The 22,862-nt window shown below is 47.6% G+C and carries 25 protein-coding genes; 21 read left to right on the forward strand and 4 right to left on the reverse strand.

Going from position 1 to position 22,862, the window contains the following annotated elements; translation table 11 throughout:
* Nucleotides 1-2 precede the first annotated feature (2 nt).
* The 3 genes from V512_RS04075 to murC are packed head-to-tail and all read left to right on the forward strand — an operon-like array spanning nucleotide 3 to nucleotide 3,509.
* Nucleotides 3-1,112, forward strand: coding sequence for an FtsW/RodA/SpoVE family cell cycle protein (locus V512_RS04075; RefSeq protein WP_099829184.1), 1,110 nt, complete (start codon nucleotides 3-5; stop codon nucleotides 1,110-1,112).
* On the forward strand, nucleotides 1,099-2,169 hold the full coding sequence (locus V512_RS04080) for a UDP-N-acetylglucosamine--N-acetylmuramyl-(pentapeptide) pyrophosphoryl-undecaprenol N-acetylglucosamine transferase (RefSeq protein WP_099829185.1): 1,071 nt from the start codon (nucleotides 1,099-1,101) through the stop codon (nucleotides 2,167-2,169). The genes V512_RS04075 and V512_RS04080 overlap by 14 nt, the downstream gene beginning before the upstream one ends.
* Complete coding sequence (murC, locus tag V512_RS04085; RefSeq protein ID WP_099829186.1) at nucleotides 2,166-3,509, forward strand: UDP-N-acetylmuramate--L-alanine ligase; 1,344 nt, start codon at nucleotides 2,166-2,168, stop codon at nucleotides 3,507-3,509. Before V512_RS04080 ends, murC begins: the two co-directional genes overlap by 4 nt.
* Here murC and V512_RS04090 read toward each other — a convergent pair.
* Entirely contained in the window at nucleotides 3,487-5,265 is a 1,779-nt protein-coding gene (locus tag V512_RS04090; RefSeq protein ID WP_099829187.1) for a TIGR03960 family B12-binding radical SAM protein, read from the reverse strand. The two genes, murC and V512_RS04090, sit on opposite strands and share 23 nt — an antisense overlap.
* A complete protein-coding gene (locus V512_RS04095; protein ID WP_099829188.1) occupies nucleotides 5,265-6,263 on the reverse strand; it encodes a M20/M25/M40 family metallo-hydrolase in 999 nt (332 codons plus the stop codon). Before V512_RS04095 ends, V512_RS04090 begins: the two co-directional genes overlap by 1 nt.
* 166 nt (nucleotides 6,264-6,429) lie before the next feature.
* Between V512_RS04095 and V512_RS04100 the strand changes: the two genes are divergently transcribed.
* The 10 genes from V512_RS04100 (at nucleotide 6,430) to V512_RS04145 (ending at nucleotide 14,221) form a co-directional block, all read left to right on the forward strand.
* Nucleotides 6,430-8,094, forward strand: coding sequence for a methylmalonyl-CoA mutase family protein (locus tag V512_RS04100; RefSeq protein ID WP_099829189.1), 1,665 nt, complete (start codon nucleotides 6,430-6,432; stop codon nucleotides 8,092-8,094).
* Between the two features lie 12 nt (nucleotides 8,095-8,106).
* A complete protein-coding gene (locus V512_RS04105) occupies nucleotides 8,107-8,502 on the forward strand; it encodes a cobalamin B12-binding domain-containing protein (protein ID WP_099829190.1) in 396 nt (131 codons plus the stop codon).
* Complete coding sequence (gene meaB / locus V512_RS04110; RefSeq protein ID WP_099829191.1) at nucleotides 8,499-9,359, forward strand: methylmalonyl Co-A mutase-associated GTPase MeaB; 861 nt, start codon at nucleotides 8,499-8,501, stop codon at nucleotides 9,357-9,359. The genes V512_RS04105 and meaB overlap by 4 nt, the downstream gene beginning before the upstream one ends.
* 5 nt (nucleotides 9,360-9,364) lie before the next feature.
* Complete coding sequence (gene mce, locus V512_RS04115) at nucleotides 9,365-9,772, forward strand: methylmalonyl-CoA epimerase (protein ID WP_099829192.1); 408 nt, start codon at nucleotides 9,365-9,367, stop codon at nucleotides 9,770-9,772.
* A 13-nt stretch (nucleotides 9,773-9,785) separates the two neighbouring features.
* Nucleotides 9,786-11,324 (forward strand): carboxyl transferase domain-containing protein, encoded by a 1,539-nt coding sequence (locus tag V512_RS04120; RefSeq protein ID WP_099829193.1) that lies wholly within the window; start codon nucleotides 9,786-9,788, stop codon nucleotides 11,322-11,324.
* A gap of 10 nt (nucleotides 11,325-11,334) precedes the next feature.
* The gene (locus tag V512_RS04125) at nucleotides 11,335-11,685 is read left to right on the forward strand and encodes an OadG family protein (protein WP_099829194.1); all 351 of its coding nucleotides are present in this window, start codon (nucleotides 11,335-11,337) and stop codon (nucleotides 11,683-11,685) included.
* Nucleotides 11,682-12,107, forward strand: coding sequence for a biotin/lipoyl-containing protein (locus V512_RS04130; protein WP_099829195.1), 426 nt, complete (start codon nucleotides 11,682-11,684; stop codon nucleotides 12,105-12,107). Before V512_RS04125 ends, V512_RS04130 begins: the two co-directional genes overlap by 4 nt.
* A 97-nt stretch (nucleotides 12,108-12,204) precedes the next feature.
* Nucleotides 12,205-12,663: a SprT-like domain-containing protein gene (locus V512_RS04135; protein ID WP_099829196.1), complete on the forward strand. Its 459-nt coding sequence runs from the start codon at nucleotides 12,205-12,207 to the stop codon at nucleotides 12,661-12,663.
* Between the two features lie 74 nt (nucleotides 12,664-12,737).
* The gene (locus V512_RS04140) at nucleotides 12,738-12,977 is read left to right on the forward strand and encodes a hypothetical protein (RefSeq protein WP_243392248.1); all 240 of its coding nucleotides are present in this window, start codon (nucleotides 12,738-12,740) and stop codon (nucleotides 12,975-12,977) included.
* Nucleotides 12,974-14,221, forward strand: coding sequence for a DNA polymerase IV (locus V512_RS04145; protein ID WP_243392252.1), 1,248 nt, complete (start codon nucleotides 12,974-12,976; stop codon nucleotides 14,219-14,221). The genes V512_RS04140 and V512_RS04145 overlap by 4 nt, the downstream gene beginning before the upstream one ends.
* Here V512_RS04145 and V512_RS04150 read toward each other — a convergent pair.
* The gene (locus V512_RS04150; RefSeq protein ID WP_099829198.1) at nucleotides 14,138-14,545 is read right to left on the reverse strand and encodes a methylglyoxal synthase; all 408 of its coding nucleotides are present in this window, start codon (nucleotides 14,543-14,545) and stop codon (nucleotides 14,138-14,140) included. The two genes, V512_RS04145 and V512_RS04150, sit on opposite strands and share 84 nt — an antisense overlap.
* A gap of 165 nt (nucleotides 14,546-14,710) precedes the next feature.
* Here V512_RS04150 and V512_RS04155 point away from each other — a divergent pair, with 165 nt between their 5' ends.
* A complete protein-coding gene (locus V512_RS04155; protein WP_243392249.1) occupies nucleotides 14,711-14,965 on the forward strand; it encodes a hypothetical protein in 255 nt (84 codons plus the stop codon).
* On the opposite strand, the gene V512_RS04160 is transcribed toward V512_RS04155, so the two are convergent.
* Nucleotides 14,956-15,672 (reverse strand): hypothetical protein, encoded by a 717-nt coding sequence (locus V512_RS04160; protein ID WP_099829199.1) that lies wholly within the window; start codon nucleotides 15,670-15,672, stop codon nucleotides 14,956-14,958. The two genes, V512_RS04155 and V512_RS04160, sit on opposite strands and share 10 nt — an antisense overlap.
* A gap of 77 nt (nucleotides 15,673-15,749) precedes the next feature.
* On the opposite strand from V512_RS04160, the gene V512_RS04165 reads away from it, so the two are divergent.
* The 7 genes from V512_RS04165 (at nucleotide 15,750) to infB (ending at nucleotide 22,719) form a co-directional block, all read left to right on the forward strand.
* A complete protein-coding gene (locus tag V512_RS04165; protein ID WP_099829200.1) occupies nucleotides 15,750-17,264 on the forward strand; it encodes an NAD(P)H-hydrate dehydratase in 1,515 nt (504 codons plus the stop codon).
* Complete coding sequence (locus tag V512_RS04170) at nucleotides 17,248-18,438, forward strand: RNA polymerase subunit sigma-54 (RefSeq protein WP_099829201.1); 1,191 nt, start codon at nucleotides 17,248-17,250, stop codon at nucleotides 18,436-18,438. Before V512_RS04165 ends, V512_RS04170 begins: the two co-directional genes overlap by 17 nt.
* The gene (locus V512_RS04175; protein WP_099829202.1) at nucleotides 18,435-19,082 is read left to right on the forward strand and encodes a thiamine diphosphokinase; all 648 of its coding nucleotides are present in this window, start codon (nucleotides 18,435-18,437) and stop codon (nucleotides 19,080-19,082) included. Before V512_RS04170 ends, V512_RS04175 begins: the two co-directional genes overlap by 4 nt.
* A 32-nt stretch (nucleotides 19,083-19,114) precedes the next feature.
* Entirely contained in the window at nucleotides 19,115-19,600 is a 486-nt protein-coding gene (yfcE, locus tag V512_RS04180; RefSeq protein WP_243392250.1) for a phosphodiesterase, read from the forward strand.
* Between the two features lie 64 nt (nucleotides 19,601-19,664).
* Nucleotides 19,665-20,291 (forward strand): MBL fold metallo-hydrolase, encoded by a 627-nt coding sequence (locus V512_RS04185; RefSeq protein WP_243392251.1) that lies wholly within the window; start codon nucleotides 19,665-19,667, stop codon nucleotides 20,289-20,291.
* Between the two features lie 13 nt (nucleotides 20,292-20,304).
* Nucleotides 20,305-20,631, forward strand: a complete 327-nt coding sequence (locus V512_RS04190) for a 50S ribosomal protein L7 (protein ID WP_099829205.1) — start codon at nucleotides 20,305-20,307, stop codon at nucleotides 20,629-20,631.
* A gap of 3 nt (nucleotides 20,632-20,634) precedes the next feature.
* Nucleotides 20,635-22,719: a translation initiation factor IF-2 gene (gene infB / locus V512_RS04195; RefSeq protein ID WP_099829206.1), complete on the forward strand. Its 2,085-nt coding sequence runs from the start codon at nucleotides 20,635-20,637 to the stop codon at nucleotides 22,717-22,719.
* Nucleotides 22,720-22,862: the final 143 nt, after the last annotated feature.

The raw sequence follows: 22,862 nt of genomic DNA on the forward strand, positions 1-22,862 counted from the left end.
TCATGAAGAGAACGTATCTGTTACTGGCACTGTATAGTAGCGTCTTTATTATCTTTGGATTTGTGTTCATTTACAGTGCCGGAATAAGTATGGAGGCAAGACATCCGGGAGTGACTGCTTCGGAGTTCCTTGAGACGCAGTTGATAGCTTTTGCAATAGGTCTGGCCGGCGCGCTGATAATCATCTACATGAAAGGCTCCTGGCATTTTAAGAGGGCCTTCACGGTTTATTACCCGCTTACACTTTTACTGCTTGTCGCAGTTCTCTTCTTTCCCGATAGGGGCGGCTCAAACAGGTGGATAGATATCGGAAGTTTCTCGCTCCAAATTTCGGAATTTTCGAAGATCTCCCTGCTGATAGTTCTAGCTAGATATTTCGGAGGGTTGAAGAAAAGGAACTTGGTGACGACGTTCTTGATTCCGCTGGGAATCCTCGCGCCAATCGCTATGCTCGTGTTTATAGAACCCGACCTCTCCACAACTGGGATACTGGTTGCGATCACTCTTGTTATGATGATAATCGGAGGAATAAAGCTGCGCTACATTGCGCTTGCGTTGCTCTTTGTGGTTATACTGGTGCTTGTTCTGTACAGCGGAGGGTTTATAGAGGATTATCAGATTCAAAGAATAACCTCTTTCCTTACTTCGATTACCGGTGAGGAACATGAGCAGGTCTCATATTCGCTGATGGCGATTTCATCCGGGGGCCTCACCGGAAAAGGGTTGGGAATGGGGCTTGTCAAGTATTACCTGCCGGTTAGCTACTCCGACTTCATATTCGCCGTCATTGGAGAGGAACTTGGCCTGTTAGGTCTTCTCTTGCTGATGTTCGCATATGTGGGGTTCATAAGGGAATTAATAGTTGCTGGCCTGAAGGGCTCCACTGCTCTCGAGGGGAAGCTTTACATAGTTGGGTTTGCACTATACGTGATGATTCAGGCTACAATCAATATTGCAGTCAATCTTGGACTCTTTCCTCCAACAGGTGTCACGCTTCCATTCGTTAGCGCGGGCGGTTCCTCGATGATGTCTCTGATGATAGGATACGGTCTTGTCTTCTCTATACTAATAGAGTCTAACGAAGAAAGGGAAAGAGAAGATGAAGAAGCTTAGGGTAGCTTTCTGCGGGGGAGGCACCGGCGGCCACTACTATCCCGCCGTTGCCATTTTGCATGAGCTTAGCAAATCTAGAGAGCTCGATCTGCTGTATTTCACAGTCTCAGGAAAGATCGACGACAGGAACGTCGAACAAGACTTCCCCGGGGCTAAGAGAGTACCTCTTAGGCTGACAGGCCTGAGAAGGCCACTCTACAATCCGGCAAATGCCGGAATACTTTTCTCGCACTTCAATACTGAACGCTACGTGAAGAGGCAGCTGAGCGAATTCTCTCCCGATTTTCTTTTCTCAACGGGAGGCTATGTATCCTACCCAGTTGTGAAGGCCGCTCATCAACTTGAGATACCGGTTTTCATTCACGAACAAAACTCCGTAGTCGGAATCGCAAACAAGAGGCTCGCCAAGTACGCAAGGCTTTTCTTCATCTCTTTTGAGGAAAGCAGGGAGGCTCTTGATATTCCCCAAGAGAAGATCGTGTCTTCGGGAAACCCGGTAAGGGAAGCAAGAGCCTCGAGAAGCGAAGTCTTCAAGAAATTCAGTCTTTCAGAGAAAAGTCCACTCATTGTCGTATTAGGTGGAAGTCTTGGATCAGAGACCATAAACAAGGTATTTGAGGAGCTTTACTGTGAAATGAGAGAGAGAAAGAAGGAATTGTCCTTTGTTCACTCGACAGGTAACGATGAGACGGCCCTATCACTACGAAGATTTCCATTTGTACGTCCTTACGCTTATATAGAGAACCTTACAGATGTAATAGCCTGTGCGGATCTTGTCGTGTCAAGAGGTGGGGCAACCACTATCGCAGAGCTACAGTATTTCGGAAGAAAGGGTATAATTATTCCGTGGCCCGGCGCATCTGAAAATCACCAATTTCATAACGCGCTCTCTCTGGAAAGAGTTGGACTGGGTTATGTTATACTGGAAGAGAAATTGACCTCCGCAGCTTTGAGCATTGCAATAGACGAAATGTTGCAAAAGGAAATCAGTTACAAACCTCCAAGAAGACCAGTTGAGATTGTGTTGGATAATATACTCCGGGAGGAATCGATTTGAAATATCACTTTATTGGCATTGGCGGAATTGGCATGAGCGCTCTGGCAATGCACTTAGCATCTGAGGGTGACCAGGTTAACGGATCGAACTATGAAGAGAATGAAAGAGTAGATTACCTTCGGTCGAAGGGCGTGAGTGTTTTCATTGGTCATTCCTATGAAAACCTTGAAAGTCCTGATATCGTTGTAAGAACAACGGCTATAAAACAGGGCAATCCCGAACTGGTCAAGGCGATTTCGAAGAGTATTCCAACGATATATCGAATGGAACTGCTTAAAAGCCTTCTTTCAAGAAACACCTCTCTCTGCGTAACGGGAACCGACGGGAAGACTACCACTACCGCTATGGTATCCAAAATACTTGTCGACTCGGGAAGGGACCCCACCGTCTTTTTGGGGGGAATCAACCCTCTCTTGAACGATGGGAACTACAGAAAAGGAAATGGTATTACAGTTACTGAGCTAGACGAAAGCGATGGCTTCTTTGCTTCCTTCAAGCCGGACTATGCGATTATCACCAACGTTCGGGGCGACCATCTCGAACACTATGATAATTCATTTGACAATCTCAAAAGCCACTTCAGATACTTCTCCAGAGGTGTCTGTAAGTTACTCGTGACAAATGCCGATGACCCCGTCTCCGAAAGGATATTCAAGGGAAGTCTCACTTTCGGGAGAGACAGAGGGCATTATCGCTTTTCGGATAGGACAACAGGAATAATGAATCAGACTTTCAGATGCTGGAAAGGCGATACAGATCTCGGCATTTTCAAACTGATGATCCCGGGCGAGTACAACGCTTACAACGCCACAGCAGCCGTTGCCCTAACTCATGAAATGGGAGTCCCAATTGAGTCGATCCGAAGCTCTATAGAGTCTTACAGATCTGTCGACAGAAGGTTCACATTCAGAGGTCTCGATGATTTCAGGAACCTTTTTTTCTTTGACGACTACGCACATACTCCAGATGAAATAAGCAGCACAATTAGAGGTGCTCGAGAATTCTTCCCCGGGAAGAACGTTATCGTCGTCTTCCAACCTCATAGATACTCCAGACTGGTCAGAGAAAACGGTCGTTTCGCAATGTCACTCAAGGATGCCAGTGAAGTCTGTGTTTACAAGCTCTACGAAGCTTATGAGAAGGGGGAGTATGCGATAGATGAGACCGAAGTTCTGAAGGGTCTCAGCAGCTACGGAGTTCCGGCGGTCCATGCGGTAAACTACACCGAGATACTCGAATGGCTAGAAAAGAAGAGAGACGCAGTAATACTCTTCCTTGGAGCGGGCGACATCACAGAGGCATCAAAAATGAGCGCCCTCAAACTCTGTGAAGCACATTAGCGACGTTTAGGGTTTGGCAAACTGCACAGCCGGTACAACCTTCCCATCTGCAATCGTCTGTAGTTTCTCCTCTCAGTGCTTTCTCGAATTCATCAATGAGAAACTGCTTCGAAATACCAACTGAAATGTGTTCCCAGGGAAGATCCTCTTCAAGGGTGAATCCTTTCATATAACTTTCAACATCTATTCCAGCATCTGCAAAGGCCTGCTGCCACAATGAGGCATCGAACTCTTCATTCCATTCATCGAAGATCGCTCCCGATCTGTAAGCCCTAAATACTGCTTCACCGACCTTTCTGTCTCCTCTGCTTAGAACTCCCTCGACCGTACTGCTCGAAGGATCATGGCTGCTGAACTGGATTCCTCTTCCGGAAACCCTTCTGAGAATACGAAGTTTTCTCTCTGCTTCCTCTCTGTTTATCTGTTCAGAGAACTGGAACGGAGTATGTGGCTTTGGAATAAAGATAGCCGCAGAAACTGAGACCTCTCTGAAACCGACCGCTTTAACACGTCTCGCGAGCCTAACAATCTCCTGCAAATCTTCATCTGTTTCTGTGGGAAGCCCTATCATGAAATACAGCTTCACTCTCTGCCAGCCGCTGTCTCTTGCCGCCTTCACTGCAGACATAAGATCGTCTTCCGAAACGTTCTTGTTAATCACGTTTCTAAGTCTTTGAGAACCGGCTTCGGGGGCGAAAGTCAAACCCGTTTTCCTTATCGAAGCAATCTTTGAAGCTATCTCAACTCCAAAGGAGTCTATCCTGGTGCTGGGCAAGGAAAGTGCAACTCTCTCGGGTTCGAGCAAAGGAAGAACCTCTTCTGTCAGAACATCGATCGAGGAGTGATCCATAGTGGACAACGAGAGAAAGGAAACTTCTTCATAACCCGTAGCTCCCAGGACTCTCTCCACAGATTTTTTGAGTTCCTCTACAGCTCGCTCTCTGACAGGTCTATAGATCATACCTGCCTGGCAGAATCTACAGCCCCGATTACAGCCTCGCATTACCTCCATAACAGCCCTGTCGTGTACAGTTTTCATATAAGGGACGATGGGCTTGCCGTCAATCTCATAGCTGGATAGGTCGGAAATCACGGCCTTGACTACCTCTTTCTTCCCCAGCGAGGGAACATAGACCCCCTCAATCTCAGACAGAATTCTGAGGAGCTCTCCCCTTCTCCCCGATATAAGCAAGTCGATATTTTCCTTCACTGCCTTGCAGACAACCGGAGTTACGGCCTCTCCGTCTCCAATAACAAAGGCATCGAAGTAGTCTGCCATTGGCTCGGGGTTTGTCGAACACGGTCCGCCTCCAAGTACTATCGGCTCGATCGTTCTCTCTTTCTGAAGAACGGGAATACCTGCAAGATCTAGAAGAGCGAGGACGTTAGTGTATCCGAGTTCATATTGAAGAGTCAGACCGAGTATATCGAAATCTGAAGCCGGAGTATAAGTCTCTAGAGAGTACAGAGGGACTCCTGCGCTCCTCATCTGGCCGATCATGTCTTTCCATGGAAGGTAAGTTCTCTCCGCAAGAAAACCCTCGATTTCGTTGAGCTCCTTATATAATATCTTAAGTCCCAAGTGAGACATTCCAACTTCGTATGTATCTGGAAAAGCAAGAAGGATTCTCAGCCGTCCTTCGGGATTCTTCACTACGCGATTGAGTTCCTTGCCGATATAGCGGCTCGGTTTTCCGACTCTGTGGAGGACTCCTGAGGAAACGAGCCACTTCCTGATAGACTCAGAACCGATCATCAGACTGTGAGCTCTGTGGAAAGAAGAAACATCAATCTCAGTAGATTGTCGTAATCCTCGATCGAAATGTACTCCGTCTCTGAATGTAAGTACCTAACGGCAAGCGCCAGGGGAACCATTTTGATTCCCTTCTGCTGGAAGGGAATCCCATCGGTGCCGCCTCCGGTTACCCCGACCTGGAGAGGTATCTCCCTCTCCTTCGCAAATTCCATCAAACGCTTTCCGAGACCGTAATCTCCCAGAGAGGAGGTGTCAGACATCCTGAGTACGGCTCCGTTCCCCGGTCTTACATTACCCGTAAGTCTTGAGCAGCAGGCAAAGGAATCAACGGGAAAGAATAGGTTGGGCCTCAAGCGTTCTGAAAGGGCTCTAGATCCAATCAACCCAATCTCTTCCTGAACAGTCCAGGCAAGCACTATCCTTCTATTTAGGTTAACCTCAGAAAGCATATCTAACAGATCGAGGAGAGCAAGGCAACCGGATCTATCGTCCAAAGACCTTACGGATACGTACTTGTCGTTGAGAATAGAGATCTGTTTTCTGAAAACGGCATAGTCGAGTACTTCTATTCCTAGACTCTCGGTTTCCTCTTTTGATGAGGTTCCCACATCTATCACGAGACTCTGCCAGGAAAGGTCTGGCTTCTCCCGAAGATGCGGAGGTGTCATCCCGATTACACCATCTATCGACTCACCTGAAGATGTTATCACGTCCAGGTGTCTGCCGACGAGAAGTTCGTCTGCTATCCCACCGATCTTCTTGAAGTTGAGAGTCCCATCTTCATTAACGCCGGTCACAAGCAGGCCTATCTCATCCATGTGGGCGGCGAAAGCGATAATCGTATCCCCGCTGCCGACCTCAACAATTACGTTCCCGAGATCGTCGATCGAAGCCTCCACACCTTCGGGAATCATCTCGATTATCTTGGCTCGAATCATCTCTTCTCGTCCGGTCATGCCGGGAACAAAGACAACGTCCGTCAATCTATCTAAATTCATGAAGCCACCTCCTCACCAATTATAGCCTAAGGCCGTGAGTATAGGAAGTTCGACTCACAAAGACGTTCAGGACGGTTATAATCGTAAATGGTAGAGTTTGACTGCAAACGATAATTGATCTATCTTCAAATCATCATATACAGACTTCATGAATGGAGGAGATTTTGTGAGCAATTGCGAGAGACTTCAGAAACTCAAAGACGAGTGGCAGAAGAAGAAAGTGATGCCTCTTCTCAAGAAATTCCCCGAAAGGAAGAAGGAGTTCAAGACTTCCTTCGATCAGAAGGTTGAGATTCTGTACACACCACCTGAGAAGGAAGAATACGAAGAGAAGGTTGGTTTTCCAGGTCAATATCCTTTCACCCGGGGAGTTCAGCCGACGATGTATCGGGGCCGTCTATGGACCATGAGACAGTATGCAGGGTTCGGGACTGCCGAAGAATCCAACAGAAGGTACAGATACCTCCTATCTCAGGGGCAGACAGGGCTTTCCGTTGCCTTCGACCTCCCCACCCAAATCGGCTACGACTCGGATGATCCGATGTCCGAAGGAGAGGTTGGAAGGGTTGGAGTTGCGATAGATTCGCTGGAGGATATGGAGACGCTGTTTGATGGAATCCCCCTCGAAAAGGTCAGCACATCCATGACAATAAACTCCACCGCTGCGATTCTCCTTGCGATGTACATAGCCGTGGGCGAAAAACAGGGTGTCGAAGCCTCGAAGCTTACCGGCACGATCCAGAACGACATTCTGAAGGAGTACATAGCAAGAGGAACTTATATTTTCCCGCCCGATTCATCTATGAGACTTATTACAGATATCTTTGAGTACTGCTCCAAGAACCTCCCAGATTTCAACACAATAAGCATCAGCGGGTACCACATAAGAGAGGCCGGAGCAAATTCCGTTCAGGAGATCGCTTTCACTCTTGCTGACGGAATAGCATACGTTCAGGCAGCAAGAGAGGCCGGCCTTGACCCCAACGTTTTCGGGAAGAGACTCTCATTCTTCTTCAACTCCCACAATGGTTTCCTCGAAGAGATAGCCAAGTTCAGAGCCGCAAGAAGACTGTGGGCTAAGATAATGAAAGAGAGGTTCGGCGTGACTGATGAAAAGGCAATGATGCTGAGATTCCATACTCAGACCGGTGGTTCGACGCTTACGGCGCAGCAACCAATGAATAACATAGTAAGGGTCGCATTTCAAGCTCTGGCTGCTGTTCTTGGAGGAACACAGTCGCTTCATACGAACTCTTATGATGAAGCTCTTGGCCTTCCAACGGAGGATTCAGTGACTATCGCCTTGAGAACACAGCAAATAATTGCCTCTGAAACAGGTGTTACGGACACAGTCGATCCATTGGGTGGCGCTTACTTCATTGAAGAGCTTACAAACACAATGGAAGAGAAGGCTCTTGACTACATTCAGAAGATCGACGATCTGGGAGGAATGGTCGAGGCCATCAGAACGGGCTTTGTGCAGAAGGAAATCCTCGACAGCGCCTACAGATACCAGGTTGCGATCGAAAACAAGGATCACATAGTTGTAGGCCTTAATGAATTTGCCGCCGATGAGGAACAAGAGAGAGACATCTTGAGACTTGACCCGGCTATAGAAGACCTGCAAAGAAAGAAACTCGAGGAGCTGAGAAAGAAGCGGGATGGCGGCGAAGTCCGGAACCATCTTGAGAAACTCAAGAAAGCAGCTCAGGGAAGCGATAACCTCATGCCCATAATAATCGATGCGGTAAGGGCATATGCAACTCTGGGAGAAATCGCAAACGCTCTTAGAGAAATCTTCGGTGAATACACCGAAGCCGTGATTCTTTAGAGAGAGGTGAACATGATGAACAAGATAAAGGTACTCGTGGCAAAGCCGGGGCTTGACGGACATGACAGGGGAGCAAAAGTAGTCGCCATGGCACTCAGGGATGCGGGAATGGAAGTCATCTACACAGGCCTTAGACAGTCTCCTGAATCCGTAGTAAAAGCTGCTTTGCAGGAAGACGTTGACGTAATTGGACTGTCTATACTTTCCGGGGCCCATATGAGAATTTGCAGAAAGGTGCTGGAGCTTATGAAAGGAGCCGGAATCGGGGACAAACCTCTCTTTGTTGGAGGCATAATACCATCGGAAGATGCCGAAGAGCTTAGAAGGGCGGGAATTCTTGAAGTGTTTGGACCAGGGACCTCTCTGAAATCGATAATCGAGAAGATAGAGGAAACGGTTAAGAAATGAAATCGATGGAACCGGCTAAGATTGACCAGCTAAGTGTCTCAAAATCTTTGAGCTTAATTGAAAACAATACACATTCAGCGAGGGAGATGATTGGGGAGCTGCCCGAACGCGACTACTGCGTGATAGGCATAACTGGAAGTCCGGGGGCCGGCAAGTCTTCTCTCACCGACCGCCTTGTGTGCATTAGTGCCGAGGAAAAGGCCACTGCCGTTATCGCCATCGATCCGTCTAGCCCATTCACCGGTGGTGCCTTTCTTGGTGACAGAATCAGAATGAGACGGGCTACCGAGGATCCAAGGATCTTTGTGAGATCAATGGCCAGTCGAGGAAATGTCGGTGGACTTAGTCCTTCTATTTACAACGCAGTCGAATTTCTGGGCAGGAGCGGGTACGATCGGATCTACGTTGAAACAGTCGGAGCAGGCCAATCGGAAACCGATATAGCAAACCTTGCCGACATAGTCCTTCTGGTTCTTGCTCCTGGCCTAGGTGACGACGTTCAGACCATGAAAGCCGGTATTATGGAAATTGGCGACATATTTGTCATTAACAAGAGCGACCTCCAGGGAGCCGAACAACTTGCCTCCAGAACAAAAGCTATTCTCGAACTTTCTGGAAAGCGATTGCCGGTTCTGAAAACCGACTCGATTAAGGGCAGTGGCCTGAAGGAACTCTTCAAAAAGATAGAGGAGGTGCTTGCCGACTTCGCGAACTCCGGAAGACTGTCAGCAAGGCGAAACAAGCGTAACCTTTACAATAACTTGAACAGCGCGTACCAGATAATAAAGGAACACTACGCCGAAAATGATAAACTTGAAGAACTAATAAGGTATCTTCTTGAGAATATCGGGAGGTAATCAGATTGAAATCCAATAGGATAGACCACATTGGCATAGTCGTTAAATCGATCGAAGAGAGGCTTTCCGTTTACAGAGATCTTCTGAAACTCGAAGTCACTGGTATCGAAGAGCTTCCTGAGCGAGGGCTGAAGGTTGCCTTCATAAAGGTTGGCGACACAAGGATCGAACTTCTGGAACCGCTATCTGAGAATAGTCAGATATCCAAGTTCCTGGAAAGCAGAGGAGAAGGCATTCACCACATCGCCTTCCGTGTTGACGATGTTGAAGCCGCAATTGAAGAGGCTGTTTCACTGGAACTCAAACCTCTCTCAAGAGAGCCTGAGTCGGGAGCCGGTGGAACAAAGATAGTCTTCCTCCATCCAAAGAGCACAGGAGGAGTTCTGATGGAACTCGTTGAGGGACATCACTGAGGGGGTGATAGATATGGCCGGTAGACTTGAAGAGTTTTTCGAGAAGAACGATAAGATTATCCTTGGCGGCGGCCAAGAAAAGATCGAAAAACAGCATGAGGCGGGCAAGCTCAGTGCAAGAGAGAGAATAGATATTCTCTGCGATGAAGGTAGCTTCGAGGAATTCGACCGATTTGTAAGGCACAGGGCAACGAGTTTTGGACTCGCAGATAAGGAGTTCCCAGCAGATGGAGTTGTTACTGGAATCGGAACGGTAAACGGGAGAAAGATCGCAATCTTCTCTCAAGACTTCACCGTACAGGGCGGCTCTCTGGGGGAGATGCATGCAAAGAAGATTATGAAGGTTCAGGATATGGCCATGAAACTCGGCATCCCAATCGTTGGGATAAATGACTCCGGTGGAGCGAGAATTCAGGAAGGCGTTGATTCACTATTCGGCTACGGAGGGATCTTCCACAGAAACACTCTTTCTTCGGGGGTCATTCCGCAGATAACCGTCGTCTGTGGACCGTGCGCAGGAGGAGCAGTGTACTCACCTGCGATAACAGACTTCATAGTAATGACGGACAAGACCTCCCAGATGTTTATCACAGGTCCTCAGGTGATCAAGGCAGTAACCGGCGAGGATACTTCGATGGAGGAATTGGGAGGAGCTCTGGTGCACAACTCCAAGAGCGGAAACGCTCACTTTTTGGCCTCAGACGATGAGAAAGCGATGCTGCTAGTCAAGACGTTGCTGGATTATCTTCCTCAGAACAACGCCGAAGAGCCGTCAAAAACCGAGTCGATTCCTGGCAACCCTATTGAAGAACTCCGGGATATCGTCCCCGAAAACCCAAAGCAGTCATATGACGTGAAAAGGGTGATCTCACTCGCTGTAGACGAAGGCCGGTTCCTTGAAGTGCACGAGCAATACGCTAAGAACATGGTAATTGGATTTGCGAGAATCGGTGGCAGGTCTGTGGGAGTAGTGGCGAACCAACCGTCTGTCTTTGCAGGCTCTTTAGACATAAACGCCTCCGACAAAGCTGCCAGATTCATAAGATTCCTGGATGCCTTCAACATTCCGATAATAACCTTCGTGGACACGCCGGGATTCCTCCCCGGAGTCTCTCAGGAGCATGGCGGGATAATCCGTCACGGGGCGAAACTACTCTACTCCTACAGCGAGGCGTCCGTTCCCAAGATCACATTGATCCTGAGGAAGGCCTATGGCGGAGCTTACATAGCCATGGGAAGTCAGCATCTTGGCGCCGACATCGTCTACGCCTGGCCTGGAGCTGAAATTGCGGTCATGGGGCCTGAGGGCGCAGCGAATATCATCTTCAAGAGAGAAATCAACGCTTCAGAACAGCCGGAAAAGACTCGACAGGAGAAGATTACCGAGTACAAGGAGAAATTTGCAAATCCCTTTGTGGCAGCCGGGAGAGGCTATATCGAATCAGTAATTGATCCGGCCGTCACCAGAATCGAGATAATAAAAGCTTTGGAAACGCTGGATACAAAAGTCGAAGGAAGACCGTCAAAGAAACACGGTAATATACCGCTATGAGGTGTGTTTGATGGAGGAATATGTTCAGATTACCATAATAGGCATAGGAATCGTATTCCTGGCGCTGGCAATGCTTTATGTGATTTTCAACATTCTCGGTCGTCTGCTATCGAAGGAACAGACCAACGTAGTGAAGGCCCTCGTTCCAAAACCAGTCCCCACAAATATATCCGGAGGGCCGGAGAAACAAGACGGCGATGAAGGAGAAGTCATCGCCGCAATAACTGCAGCAGTAACTTCATTCATGGGTCATAGCAACTTCAAAGTCAGAAGCGTTGCCTCCGTTCCCGTTGCGGCAGCTTCGCTTTGGAAACGTCGTGAACCAACCGTCTACTGGAAAGTGAGGAGGAGCAGGAATTGAGAAGATTCATAGTGAAAGTTAACGGCAAAGAATATAACGTCGAGATTGAAGAGCTTTCTTCTGTAAACGATTCTGGTTCGGGCGGAGCAATTCAGGAACCCGACACACGCCAAAAGGTCGAATCTGCAACTCGGCCCAGGCAGGAAGCGAGAGTCGAGGAAGCTCCGAAACCGGTCGGGCCAGCCAAAGAATCCAGTGGATCGGAAGACGAAATCAATATACTGTCGCCGATGTCGGGCACGATCATCGAGGTACTCGTTTCGACAGGAGATTCAGTCTCTCCAGGGCAGAAAGTAGTGATTCTCGAAGCAATGAAAATGGAGAACAGCATACTTTCAGAGAACTCGGGTACCGTCAAAGAAGTGAGGGTCAGAAAGGGAGATAACATAGACGCAGGCGAAATAATGATAGTTCTAGCATAGGGGCGGTGATCATCGCTCCTATGTTTTTATGTAATATCGTCTTCCGCAGCTTAGCTCTTGATTTTCTCCACAATCGACGGCATTGAAAGGAGACAGAATGGATTCAGCAAATAGGAATCTGGCAACCAAGGCTAGAGAACTCTCTTTGAAGGCTTTCGGGGTCTTTCCAGACATTCCCTTTTCCTTCAACTCCAGATTGAAGAGAATTCTCGGGAGACTAGTTTACTCGAGGAATCGGGGAACGCTTACTCCGCTAAGGATTGAGATTTCTTCTTCTATCTCGGAAAACGAAGAGCTTCTCAAAAAGACCCTGTTGCACGAGTTGTCGCACTTCTACCTGATGACAAACGATAGGGATTTCTCACACGGTTCACCGGAATTCAAGAAACTGGCTGAAGAGCTAGATTTCGATATCGTAGCCGAGTACGAGGGACTTCCGGTACACAGATGGGTGTGTTCCGTTTGTAAGAAGACAGTTGCCCTCTCCTTCAACCGCAGAGAGAAAAAGGGTCTATCTTCCTGCTGTAAAGCCCCGATAGAACTTCAGGAAAAATAATCGAATAAACACTTGCCTTTCTAGAAATTCATCTGTTATAATAATTTATACCTAATATCTAAGTGGTGATATTTATGAAAGCCTATAAGAAGCTCACGAAGGTGCTTGTATACTTTCACGGAGATTATTTTGTGCCGGTAAGGTTCAGTTACGATGGTATAAAAATAGTTGTGAATGCCGTTACCTCCTTCTGGGTGGAGGCCGTGGGGACTCAGAAAATCTATCATTTCTCAGTAATGACCACACTTGGAGCTTACAATCTTGAATTTGACGAAGATGCGAAGAAATGGTACAGCTATCTTCTTGGAGGGTGATTGCTTTGAAAGGAATTCCTTACGTATCGCACATAGATATGGACGCGTTTTTCGCAAGTATAGAGCAGGCGGCAAATCCGACTCTTAAAGGTAAACCGATCGCCGTAACAGGGATTGGAAAGCGGCATTCCGTTGTGACTTCGGCGAGTTACGAGGCAAAGAGACTTGGCGTTAAATCGGGTATGGCCTTTTTCGAAGCCCTGAAGCTCTGTCCCGATCTTATAGCCGTGGGAGTGCAGTCAAAGAAGTACGGTTATATATCGAAAGAGATAATGAAAATGATGACCTCTGTATCACCCAGAGTTATGGTTGCGAGCGTAGACGAGGCTTACATAGATCTCAGCTTTCACACTAAACTGGAGGAGTCGATTAACAGATTCATTTCCTTTAAGAGAGATTTGAAGGAGAGATTCGGAATAACCGCCTCGGTTGGAATCTCGGTAAATCCGATCATATCTAAAATCGCCAGTGATTACTCCAAGCCAAACGGATTCGTAGTGGTCAAAGACGGCATGGAAAGAGAGTTCCTGAATGAGATACCCGTAAAGGACGTTCCGGGAATCGGAAAGCACACGTTGATAAAGCTCGAATCCATGGGATACAAAATGACAGGTGAGCTTTTGGAAGGGTTGGAAAAGTCTCCCATGGATCTGTACACGATGTTTGGAAATGCCTTCATGGGATTTCTGCAAAGCCTTACTAAAAACCGGTTTTCAAGGAAGGAGTTTTTCAAAGAAGAGAGACCGAAGTCCGTGGGTCATTCTATGACGCTATCGGGTGATATTAATGATTTCGATCTTATCGTGAGAGTAACAAACTTCCTGTCGGCAAGGGTAATCTACAGACTTGGAAGATACAAGATGGAAAGCTCAGGGGTCAGCCTGTTCCTAAGATATGCTGACAGGAGTTCAAAGGCTCTTTCAAAGAGGCTGAACTTCACGATATCCTCGATCAAAGACATGACGGAGATCACCCCGTGGCTTATTAGTTCAATCTGGAACGGAACGGCCGTCAGAGCTATCGGAATATCCTGTTGGGCCCTTAGTGAAAAGAAAAATCAAAGACAGCTATCCCTATTTGAAAAGGAAAGAGAACTGCTCGAAACCGTGCTGGAAATAGAGAGGAAATTCGGAGAATACTCGATATTTCCGGGAAATATACTATTCCTCCCCGATATCAGAAAGCTTGAGAAACCTTCTGATCTCCATTACCAGGGCTTCTGCCGTCGCGAGGTTAGTTGCTAACGGTTTGTTATGAACATCACACACTCTTAGAAGGGCGCTCACATCAGGCTCATGGGGTTGTGCGGTGAGCGGATCTCTTAAAAAGATGACGAAGTCTATCTCGTCATTGGCGATGAGAGCGCCTATCTGGAGGTCACCACCCAGCGGGCCGGACTTGAATGAAGTGAGCTCCAATTTGACTTTCTCCCTGAGGATATTGCCCGTAGTGCTGGTTGCAAAAAGGGTGCACTCTCTGAAGACATCGACGTGCTCTCTGACGAACATTATCAGATCGATCTTTTTCTTGTCGTGAGCTATCAAAGCTACTCGTGGTTTTTCACTCATGGCTACCTCCGTTTTTCAACAAGAAGATGATAACATATTCCGCCCATTGAAACTCCTGGCGGCTAGTTGAGGTGAATTGATCTGTCCCTTTCATTCAACGAGATAACAATATACGGGCAAGCCACTACGGACCCGGAATCGACTGCGCGGGGCGGATTCTTCAAGGTGAGGATATGCGTATACAGGAGTGGGGGAGAAACCGAAGAAATCTTTGACATTCGTTTCGATGAAAGAGAATCGAAAAGGGTATTCGCGGAAATTTACAGAGGCTGCTATCTGCTTATCAGGGGCGAAATAAGAGTTACAAAGAGCCTTTACGTAAAACTCAAGGACTTCACCGTGACGACAAAACCCTACGACAGAGATCTCGATATCGACATACCGAGAATACTTACACGGATCAAGAGCGATTACTTCTGAAAAGTCTCGTAATACTTGCCTCTAAGATCGGTGAAGATAGATCTGTCCACCACTGTCTTGAATTCGTCAACCTCCAAGAGAAGATACTCGTCACCGACTCTATCGGTTATCTTCACATACTCAATCTTCGGGAAGTGGCCCTCTCTCCTCAAAAAGGAGACGTGAATATGCATGAGATTAGGGAGATAGCCCCCTCCGCTGAGAAGTCCGAGCAACCTTAATCTCTGTTCGGACGGATCGATCATGTAAACTCGTCTTTCTTCTTCCGTTATAACACTCCAGGTGAAGTTGGAAGACTGGAGAAGACCTTCGAAGAACTGATCGAGAAGGCTGCTCATCAGATTAGTCTGATAACTTGATCTGTATTGCTTCCAAGCCTCCTCCCTAACGACACTAAAAGTCACTTCTTCCCTTGAAAGATATACAAGAGCTATCTGACTCAACTCTTCCGGCTCGAAAAACTCTATATAGAGATCTTCGCCACCAGCTATGATAAGCCTTACCTTCATTTCGAGATCATTATACCCATTATCGGGAGACTCGGTATCTACCAGATGAAAATGCACCTTCAAAAGCGTATCTATGTCACCAGAATCCACAACCTGCTGGATGAAGAGAGTAAGATCATCGTAGGCGCCGTCCGAAGCAAAGCACAATGCTCCGGCTAGCATACAAAACAGTATAATTGCAATGGCGGGAAGCTTCATCTTACTCACCTCTTCGCGAGATTATAACATGCGAGGAATTCGAAAAAAATGATAAGATCTGATTGAGGGGTGATGATTTGAAGGTAGCATTTCCCGCTCAGATGAGGGAGATCGATCAAAGAATAATAGACAAGGGAGTACCTTCACTGCTCCTGATGGAGGAGGCGGCTCGCAGCGTTTACGAGGAGATTGCAGACCTCAATATTCGCAAAGCCGCGATTCTGTGTGGAGGTGGCAACAACGGCGGTGACGGCTATGCAGCGGCCAGGCTAATGCATGCCGCAGGCATCGACGTGACGGTTGTTCAGTGCTATGCTCCTACAACCGATGACTGTAAGACAAACGCTACAATATACGTCTCTCTTGGAGGCAAAAGTGTAAAGCTCGAAGAAGAGTCGATAGTTGGCGACTTGCTTGCCGGATCCGATATAGTGGTCGATGCGATTTTTGGAACGGGCTTTCACGGTAGTCTTGAGGAGGAGATTGTTTCCCTCTTCGAGTACGCTAATCGTCTCGATGCTTACAGACTGGCTGTTGACATTCCTTCGGGAGTCTCCGGTTACAACGGTAGTGTGTCCAGAAACTGTTTCAAAGCTGATAAGACAGTGACCTTCGGTCTAGCGAAAACCGGTCATTTTCTCTATCCGGGGCGCGAATTTTGCGGTAAGGTTGTTGTAAGCAGCGCCGGCTTCCACAGAAGCATTATGGATTCTCTCGCCGATTCAGAAGTTATAGACGATGAGATGGCTTCAGAACTTCTTCCGGAGAGAGCTCGCAACAGCTACAAGGGAAGCTACGGCTCTGTTCTTGTTGTTGGAGGAAGCGAAGTCTACACAGGGGCGCCATTCTTAGCAGCCATAGGAGCCTTCCGGTCGGGTTGCGGGCTTGTATATACGTACACTCCTAAAGGCTCTGCAAACGTTATTCGGAACAACTTGCCTGAGGCGATTGCCATGATAAGCAGCGGAGATACTCTCGTCCCAAGAGATGTCGATTACCTTTCAGAAGCTATCGATAGGATTGACAGTATCGTGCTCGGTCCTGGCATTGGAAGAAGTGAAGGGAGCATCGAGTTCGTATTGAAGTTCCTGAAATCCTTCCCGGAGAAAAAAATTGTTGTGGATGCTGATGCGCTGTTTGCACTCGTGAATGATCTCTCGATCTTGGGTCGATCTCGAAATTTACTCATTACTCCTCATATCGGAGAGTTTGCTCGCTTGAATGAAGGAAGAACAGATCTTGCTTCCTTCATTGAGTTCTGTTCACGCCTAAGTATGAACGCCATCCTTAAGGGAGCTTCATCTGTCTTTTGCAATGAGAATGGAAGGATAATTATCAACACAGCCGGGAGTACGGCTCTCGCAAAAGCCGGGAGCGGTGATTTGCTGGCAGGAACTATCGCTGGATTTGCTGCGCAGACAGGCGATCTGGAACGCTCCGGCGTTCTCGGTATGTACTTGATGGGAAGAGCGGCCGAACTGTCAGATCTCTGCGAACCGTGCAACTCGGCGTCAAAGATCTCTGAATCTTACTCGCTCGTATTTGAGCATTTGAGAAAGATGGAGAGAAGGCTTCATGGAACTCGGCCATAACATATCGCAACGGTTAGAGCAGAAGCTTGGCCTTTCGCTCAAGGCTCAGCAGGCTCTCAAACTCCTTCAGCTCAATTCACTGGAAATCTCTGCTGAGCTTGAAGAGATCGTGCAAGCAAATCCTCTTCTGGAAATGAAAAGAGAGGATTACGAGCTTATTGAAGACATAGGCGATTCCGGAAAAGAACCTGAGGATGAAGAGAATACGGATGGAGGCGACTTTTACTCGCTTCCTGCAAGCAACTCAATATATATGAAATCCGAGAGCACCGATCGAGACGGTTGGGACTTTGACAGAATCGAGGCCCAGCAACCGACCTTCAAAGAGATTCTGAGAGATTTTGGCTTCTATATCCTGGACGATGACCAGTTCTGTCTCTTCGAAGTATTGCTCGACAATATGGACGACCTCGGCATGCTAACAGCAGAACTGAAAGAGATTGCCAACCTGAACAATTGCTCTATAGAAGAACTTTCAGCAGTAATTTCGATAATGAGGGATTCAGGCTTTGACGGCGTCTTCGCTTCCAGTCTGAAAGAACTCGAAGCTCTCATAGGCCCCGGTCTCTTCCCGTCTTCGGGATACAGCGACGGCGCATTTGTCAGGTACGTGGAGCCTGATCTTTACATTGAATTTCTGGATGAGAAGTTCATAGTTACCGTTAGAGACTACTCACTCGTCCTGAATGTAGACCCATCATACGAGGAGATTCTCCAGCACGGCGAGAAGATTGCTAGAAAATACATAGAAGAGAAGCTTGAGGAGGCAAAGTTCTACATAACTGCCCTCGAAAGGAGAAAGGCCACCCTTATCACAATAGGCAATGAAATAGTGATGAGAAACGCACCCTTCCTCTTGAAAACGAGCGACAAGATCAGGCCCCTGAAGATGAATGTGATTGCTGACAAGATAGGGGTTGTGGTCTCTACAATTAGTCGCGCCGTGAAGGATAAGTTTGTCCAGACACCGGTAGGAACCTTCCCGATAAGGTATTTTTTCGGTAATGTACAAGAGAAGGAACAAGCACTGGAAGTGATTGCGGAGATCGTGAAAGAGGACCCCGGAATTTCCGATTCACAGCTTGTGGTTGAGCTAAAGAATAGGGACATCTGCATTGCAAGAAGAACTGTCAACAAATATAGAAACCAGCTGGGATTAGGAAAAACGAAATGATAAGAAAAGCTGTGTTGTTTGTCGGTGGGCAGTATATTTCTTCAACAGAATTCTACTTGAGGAAGCTACATGAGACTCCTTTTGTAGCAGCGGCAGATTCGGGTGCCGAGACGTTGAAGCGTTTCGGAATTCATCCTCACCTTCTTGTGGGCGACATGGATTCTATAAGCGAAAGCACTCTTTCCTGGTGCAGAAGTGAGGGTTCCCTTGTCTTGATATACCCGCCTGAAAAAGATGATACAGATACTCAGATCGCGCTTCGGGCCCTTGAAGAACGGGGCATAGCGGAGGTGGAGATCTTCGGCGCCACAGGTCTGCGCCTCGATCACTTCATGGGTACTCTTGCTTCGATCTATGGTGCGCGGAACTCCTTGAAAGCAACAATAGTGGAGGATAGTGTAGAGATCGGAATGGTATCCAAAGAGCTTATCTCCTCAGTAGAACTAGGCGAGACCTGGTCTCTCTTCCCCTTCGGAGGACAGCCGACCATGATCAGTCTAAAGGGCTTCAAATACCCTTTGAGAGATGCATTTCTTGAGTACGGGAACCCGCTTGGAGTTTCAAACGAGACAATAGAAAGAGAAGTACAGATTCTCTGCAAAGGAGGTACCGCCCTATACTTCAGATGGTTGAAAGAGCGATAGTAATATCCGACACGCATGGTTCGTTGACGAGAGTGAAGAAAGTACTTGCTGAAGTGGACGAAAACACTCTCGTTATTCACTGCGGGGACTATCTCTATCACGGGCCGAGAAACCCTCTGCCAGAAGGCTACGATCCCATGGCGCTTGCCGATTTTCTAGGGAAATTGTCCAACAGAATCATTGGAGTTAGGGGAAACTGTGATAGCGAAATTGATCTATCGCTGGTCGGTCAGGAAGATGCTCCAAGCGCCCGTTCTCTGTTGATAAACGATCTCGAACTATTCGTAACGCACGGTCACAAGAACTACCGCTTTCCCAACGATCACGGTTTGGTGATATCCGGTCACACTCACATCTCGCGACTATTGAGCAACGATGGCCTGATCTTCCTCAATCCCGGCAGTCCCTCACTACCCAAGGATGAAACGGGAGGTTCATACGGAATAATCGATTTCAGAAAGCAAACTGTGTCTCTCAAGAATCTCGAAGGACTGGAGCTTCACGTGTTACCCTTCTAGGAGCGCGAATCTTCCCTAAACATGTTACTGAACCCATGATATAATAAATATCTGGGTGATGAATATGGTTTTGAGATGGCATGGACATTCGTGTTTTTCGCTTGAATGCGATGGAAAGACTCTTCTAATCGATCCCTTCGATGAGGGAGTCGGTTATGATATGCCTGCGGTGAAGCCGGACATTATTCTGGAATCCCATCAGCACCATGATCATAACGCGCATGATCGATTCCAACCCGGGTATGTTCTAGTCAACACGCCAGACAGCAGAAACGTATATGGCTTTGCAATAACGGGTCATTCGGTTTTTCACGATGACGTTCAGGGCAAGAAACGCGGCAAGAACATCGTTTTTGAAGTCACAACTCCGGATGGGTTCAGGGTCGTTCATTGCGGAGACCTCGGCCACAGATTGGATTCGGAAATGATCGAGGCGTTGAAGAATCCAGATGTTCTACTAGTACCTGTTGGCGGCGTCTACACAATCGATGGTGGATTGGCACGAGAACTGACGAGAGACCTCGCTCCGTTCTGTGTAATTCCTATGCATTTTAAGACAGAAGACCTGACTTTCGAGCTGGGAAAGGTCGAAGAGTTTCTTGCAGGCGATCCCTTCGAACAACTCGACGAACTAAGACTTGAAGAAAAGGCCGACGCGGGAACCAGAATAGTCGTCCTCAGATATCATTGATCGAGGGCATAATATGGATGAAAAGAGAGTTCTATCTCTCCTAGGAATAGGCAGAAGAGCAAACAAGGTTGTGTTTGGTAAAGAGCAACTTAGGGGTTATTTGAGGCAGCCGTTAAGAAGAAAGTTTCTCATTCTGGCTTGCGATACCAGCGATTCGATAAAGGAAGACTGGGTTAAGAGATGCAAGAGCCACGGGGCAAGCTGTATTCTCCTCAAAAAACACGACCGCATCGCTCTGGGAAAGGCCATCGGCAAAGACAACATCTCTGCAGTGGCAGTTGCCGATGATGGCCTTGCAGAGGAAATCTCAAAGATAATGACACAGGCGGGAGGTGACTGAGCTATGCCAAAAGCCAGAGTCTACGCACTTGCTAAGAGACTTAACATAACGGCAAGAGAGCTGCTGGACGAACTTGAGGAGCTCGGTGTTACCGTCAAGAACCATATGTCCGTTCTTGACGAGGAGACCGTTAATATCATCGTTGGTCTCTATGAGGAAGAAAAGAAGGAGCTCTTAAGGAAGGTCGAAAAGGCGAAGAATAAGATTCAGGAGAAAGAAGTAAAGAATCTTGAGAAGAAATTAGTCTCGAAAGAGGAGCCAGGGACCGAGAAAAAAACTCCGGTTGAGCATAAAGTAAGAACGATCAAGCTGAAGAGCAACGAATTCAAGCTCGACATACTCGCCAAGAAGATGAACGTTCAGATCTCCAAGGTGATAAAGGATCAGTTCATGAACGGGATAATACTTCGCCCCGGCCAGATTCTCTCGCTTGAAGACGCGGTGAAAATTGCCAAGAATTACGAATGGGAAGTGGAGCTGGTTCATGAAGAAGAGATGAATCCCTTTGAGAGCATCGCGAGTTCTTACGCAGAATCTTACAAAGAAAGCTCAAGACTGGTTCAGAGGCCCCCGGTCGTCACGGTTATGGGGCACGTTGACCATGGGAAGACTACGCTTCTCGACAGAATTAGAAAGGCCAAGGTCGCCGAAGACGAAATCGGAGGCATTACCCAGACAATAGGTGCTTACCAGGTCGAGATAAGAAACAAGAAGATCACGTTCATTGATACGCCCGGGCACGAGGCATTCACCGAAATGAGAGCGCGCGGAGCTCAGGCAACGGATATCGTAGTTCTTGTTGTAGCGGCCGACGACGGTGTTATGCCGCAGACTATAGAGGCTTATAACCACGCGAAGACAGCAAATGTGCCCATAATTGTCGCGATAAACAAAATAGACAAACCAAACGCAAACATAGACCTCACGAAGCAACAGCTCGCCTCGAAGCTTGGCCTCGTTCCTGAAGACTGGGGCGGGGACACTGTAACAGTTCCTGTATCTGCGAAAACAGGCAAGGGCGTTGAGGATGTTCTTGAGATGATCCTTCTTGTAGCCGAAGTAGCAGATGTGAAGTGCATTCCCGAAGGAAACGCAAGAGGAATCATTATTGACTCAAGAATGGACAAGGCCGTAGGTCCCCTGGCAACTCTCGTTGTAAAAGACGGGATTTTAAGACCTGGCGACTACGTTGTTGCCGGTTCTGCCTCAGGCAGAGTGAAGGCATTGATTAACGAATACGGGAAGCGAATCAAAGAAGCCCATCCTTCAGATCCTGTGCAGATTATTGGCTTCGACGAGGTTCCCGATGTCCACAGTGTTGTGTACGCGGTTGAAAACCTTGATACTTCAAGATCGCTTGCCGAATACGCAAAGAGTAAGGCTCAGAAAGAAAAATCCGTTACCACCAGGCACCATATCAGGCTTGAAGAATTCCTCTCAACGACTGGCAACACTGACGAGAAGAAGGATCTCAATGTGATACTGAAAGCCGATTCCTTCGGCACAGTCGAGGCTCTGAAGCAGGCCTTGGCCAAGCTAGAGAATAACGACGTCAGGATTGAGGTCGTCCATTCTGGAATCGGCTCTGTAAATTCGAGTGACGTAATGCTGGCATCTGCCTCCGATGCCGTAATAATGGGCTTCAAAGTTAAACCCGATGCCCAGGCAAGAAAACTGGCAGAAGTTGAGGGCGTACAGATCAAAGTTTACGAGATCATCTTTAACTTGATAGACGACCTCAAGAAAGCCCTTGAGGGTCTCCTAGAACCCGAGGAAGTCGATGAAGTGATCGGCCATGGACACATAAAGCAGTTGTTCAGAATCAGTAAAGTTGGAACTATAGCCGGTGTTCAGGTGGACGATGGACACGTGCTTAAGAAAGGCAGAATGAGAGTATACAGAAAGAACGAGGAAATCGCAGACGTAGCGATCGAAGTGCTCAAGCATTACAAAGACGATGCGAGCAGGGTAGATGCCCCAATGGAGTGCGGAATAAAGGCGCTCGGCTTTGATGACTTCCAGGAAGAAGATCAGCTTGAATTCCACAGCAAGAAGAGCGTGAAGAGAACAATAGATTTTACCGAATAAGTCCTTTGATAGATGAATGAGGTCCCTTGATGGGGCCTTTTTTTTGGAAAAAACGAGGTTGCGGGGTGTGCGCACGTCCAGCTAAGGCAAGAATGTTCAGTGGGAGAAAAAGGCCCACCGGGGAAGAAGTCAGAGCCCCGTAG

This window comes from Mesotoga sp. Brook.08.105.5.1, from assembly GCF_002752635.1.
GTDB lineage: Bacteria > Thermotogota > Thermotogae > Petrotogales > Kosmotogaceae > Mesotoga.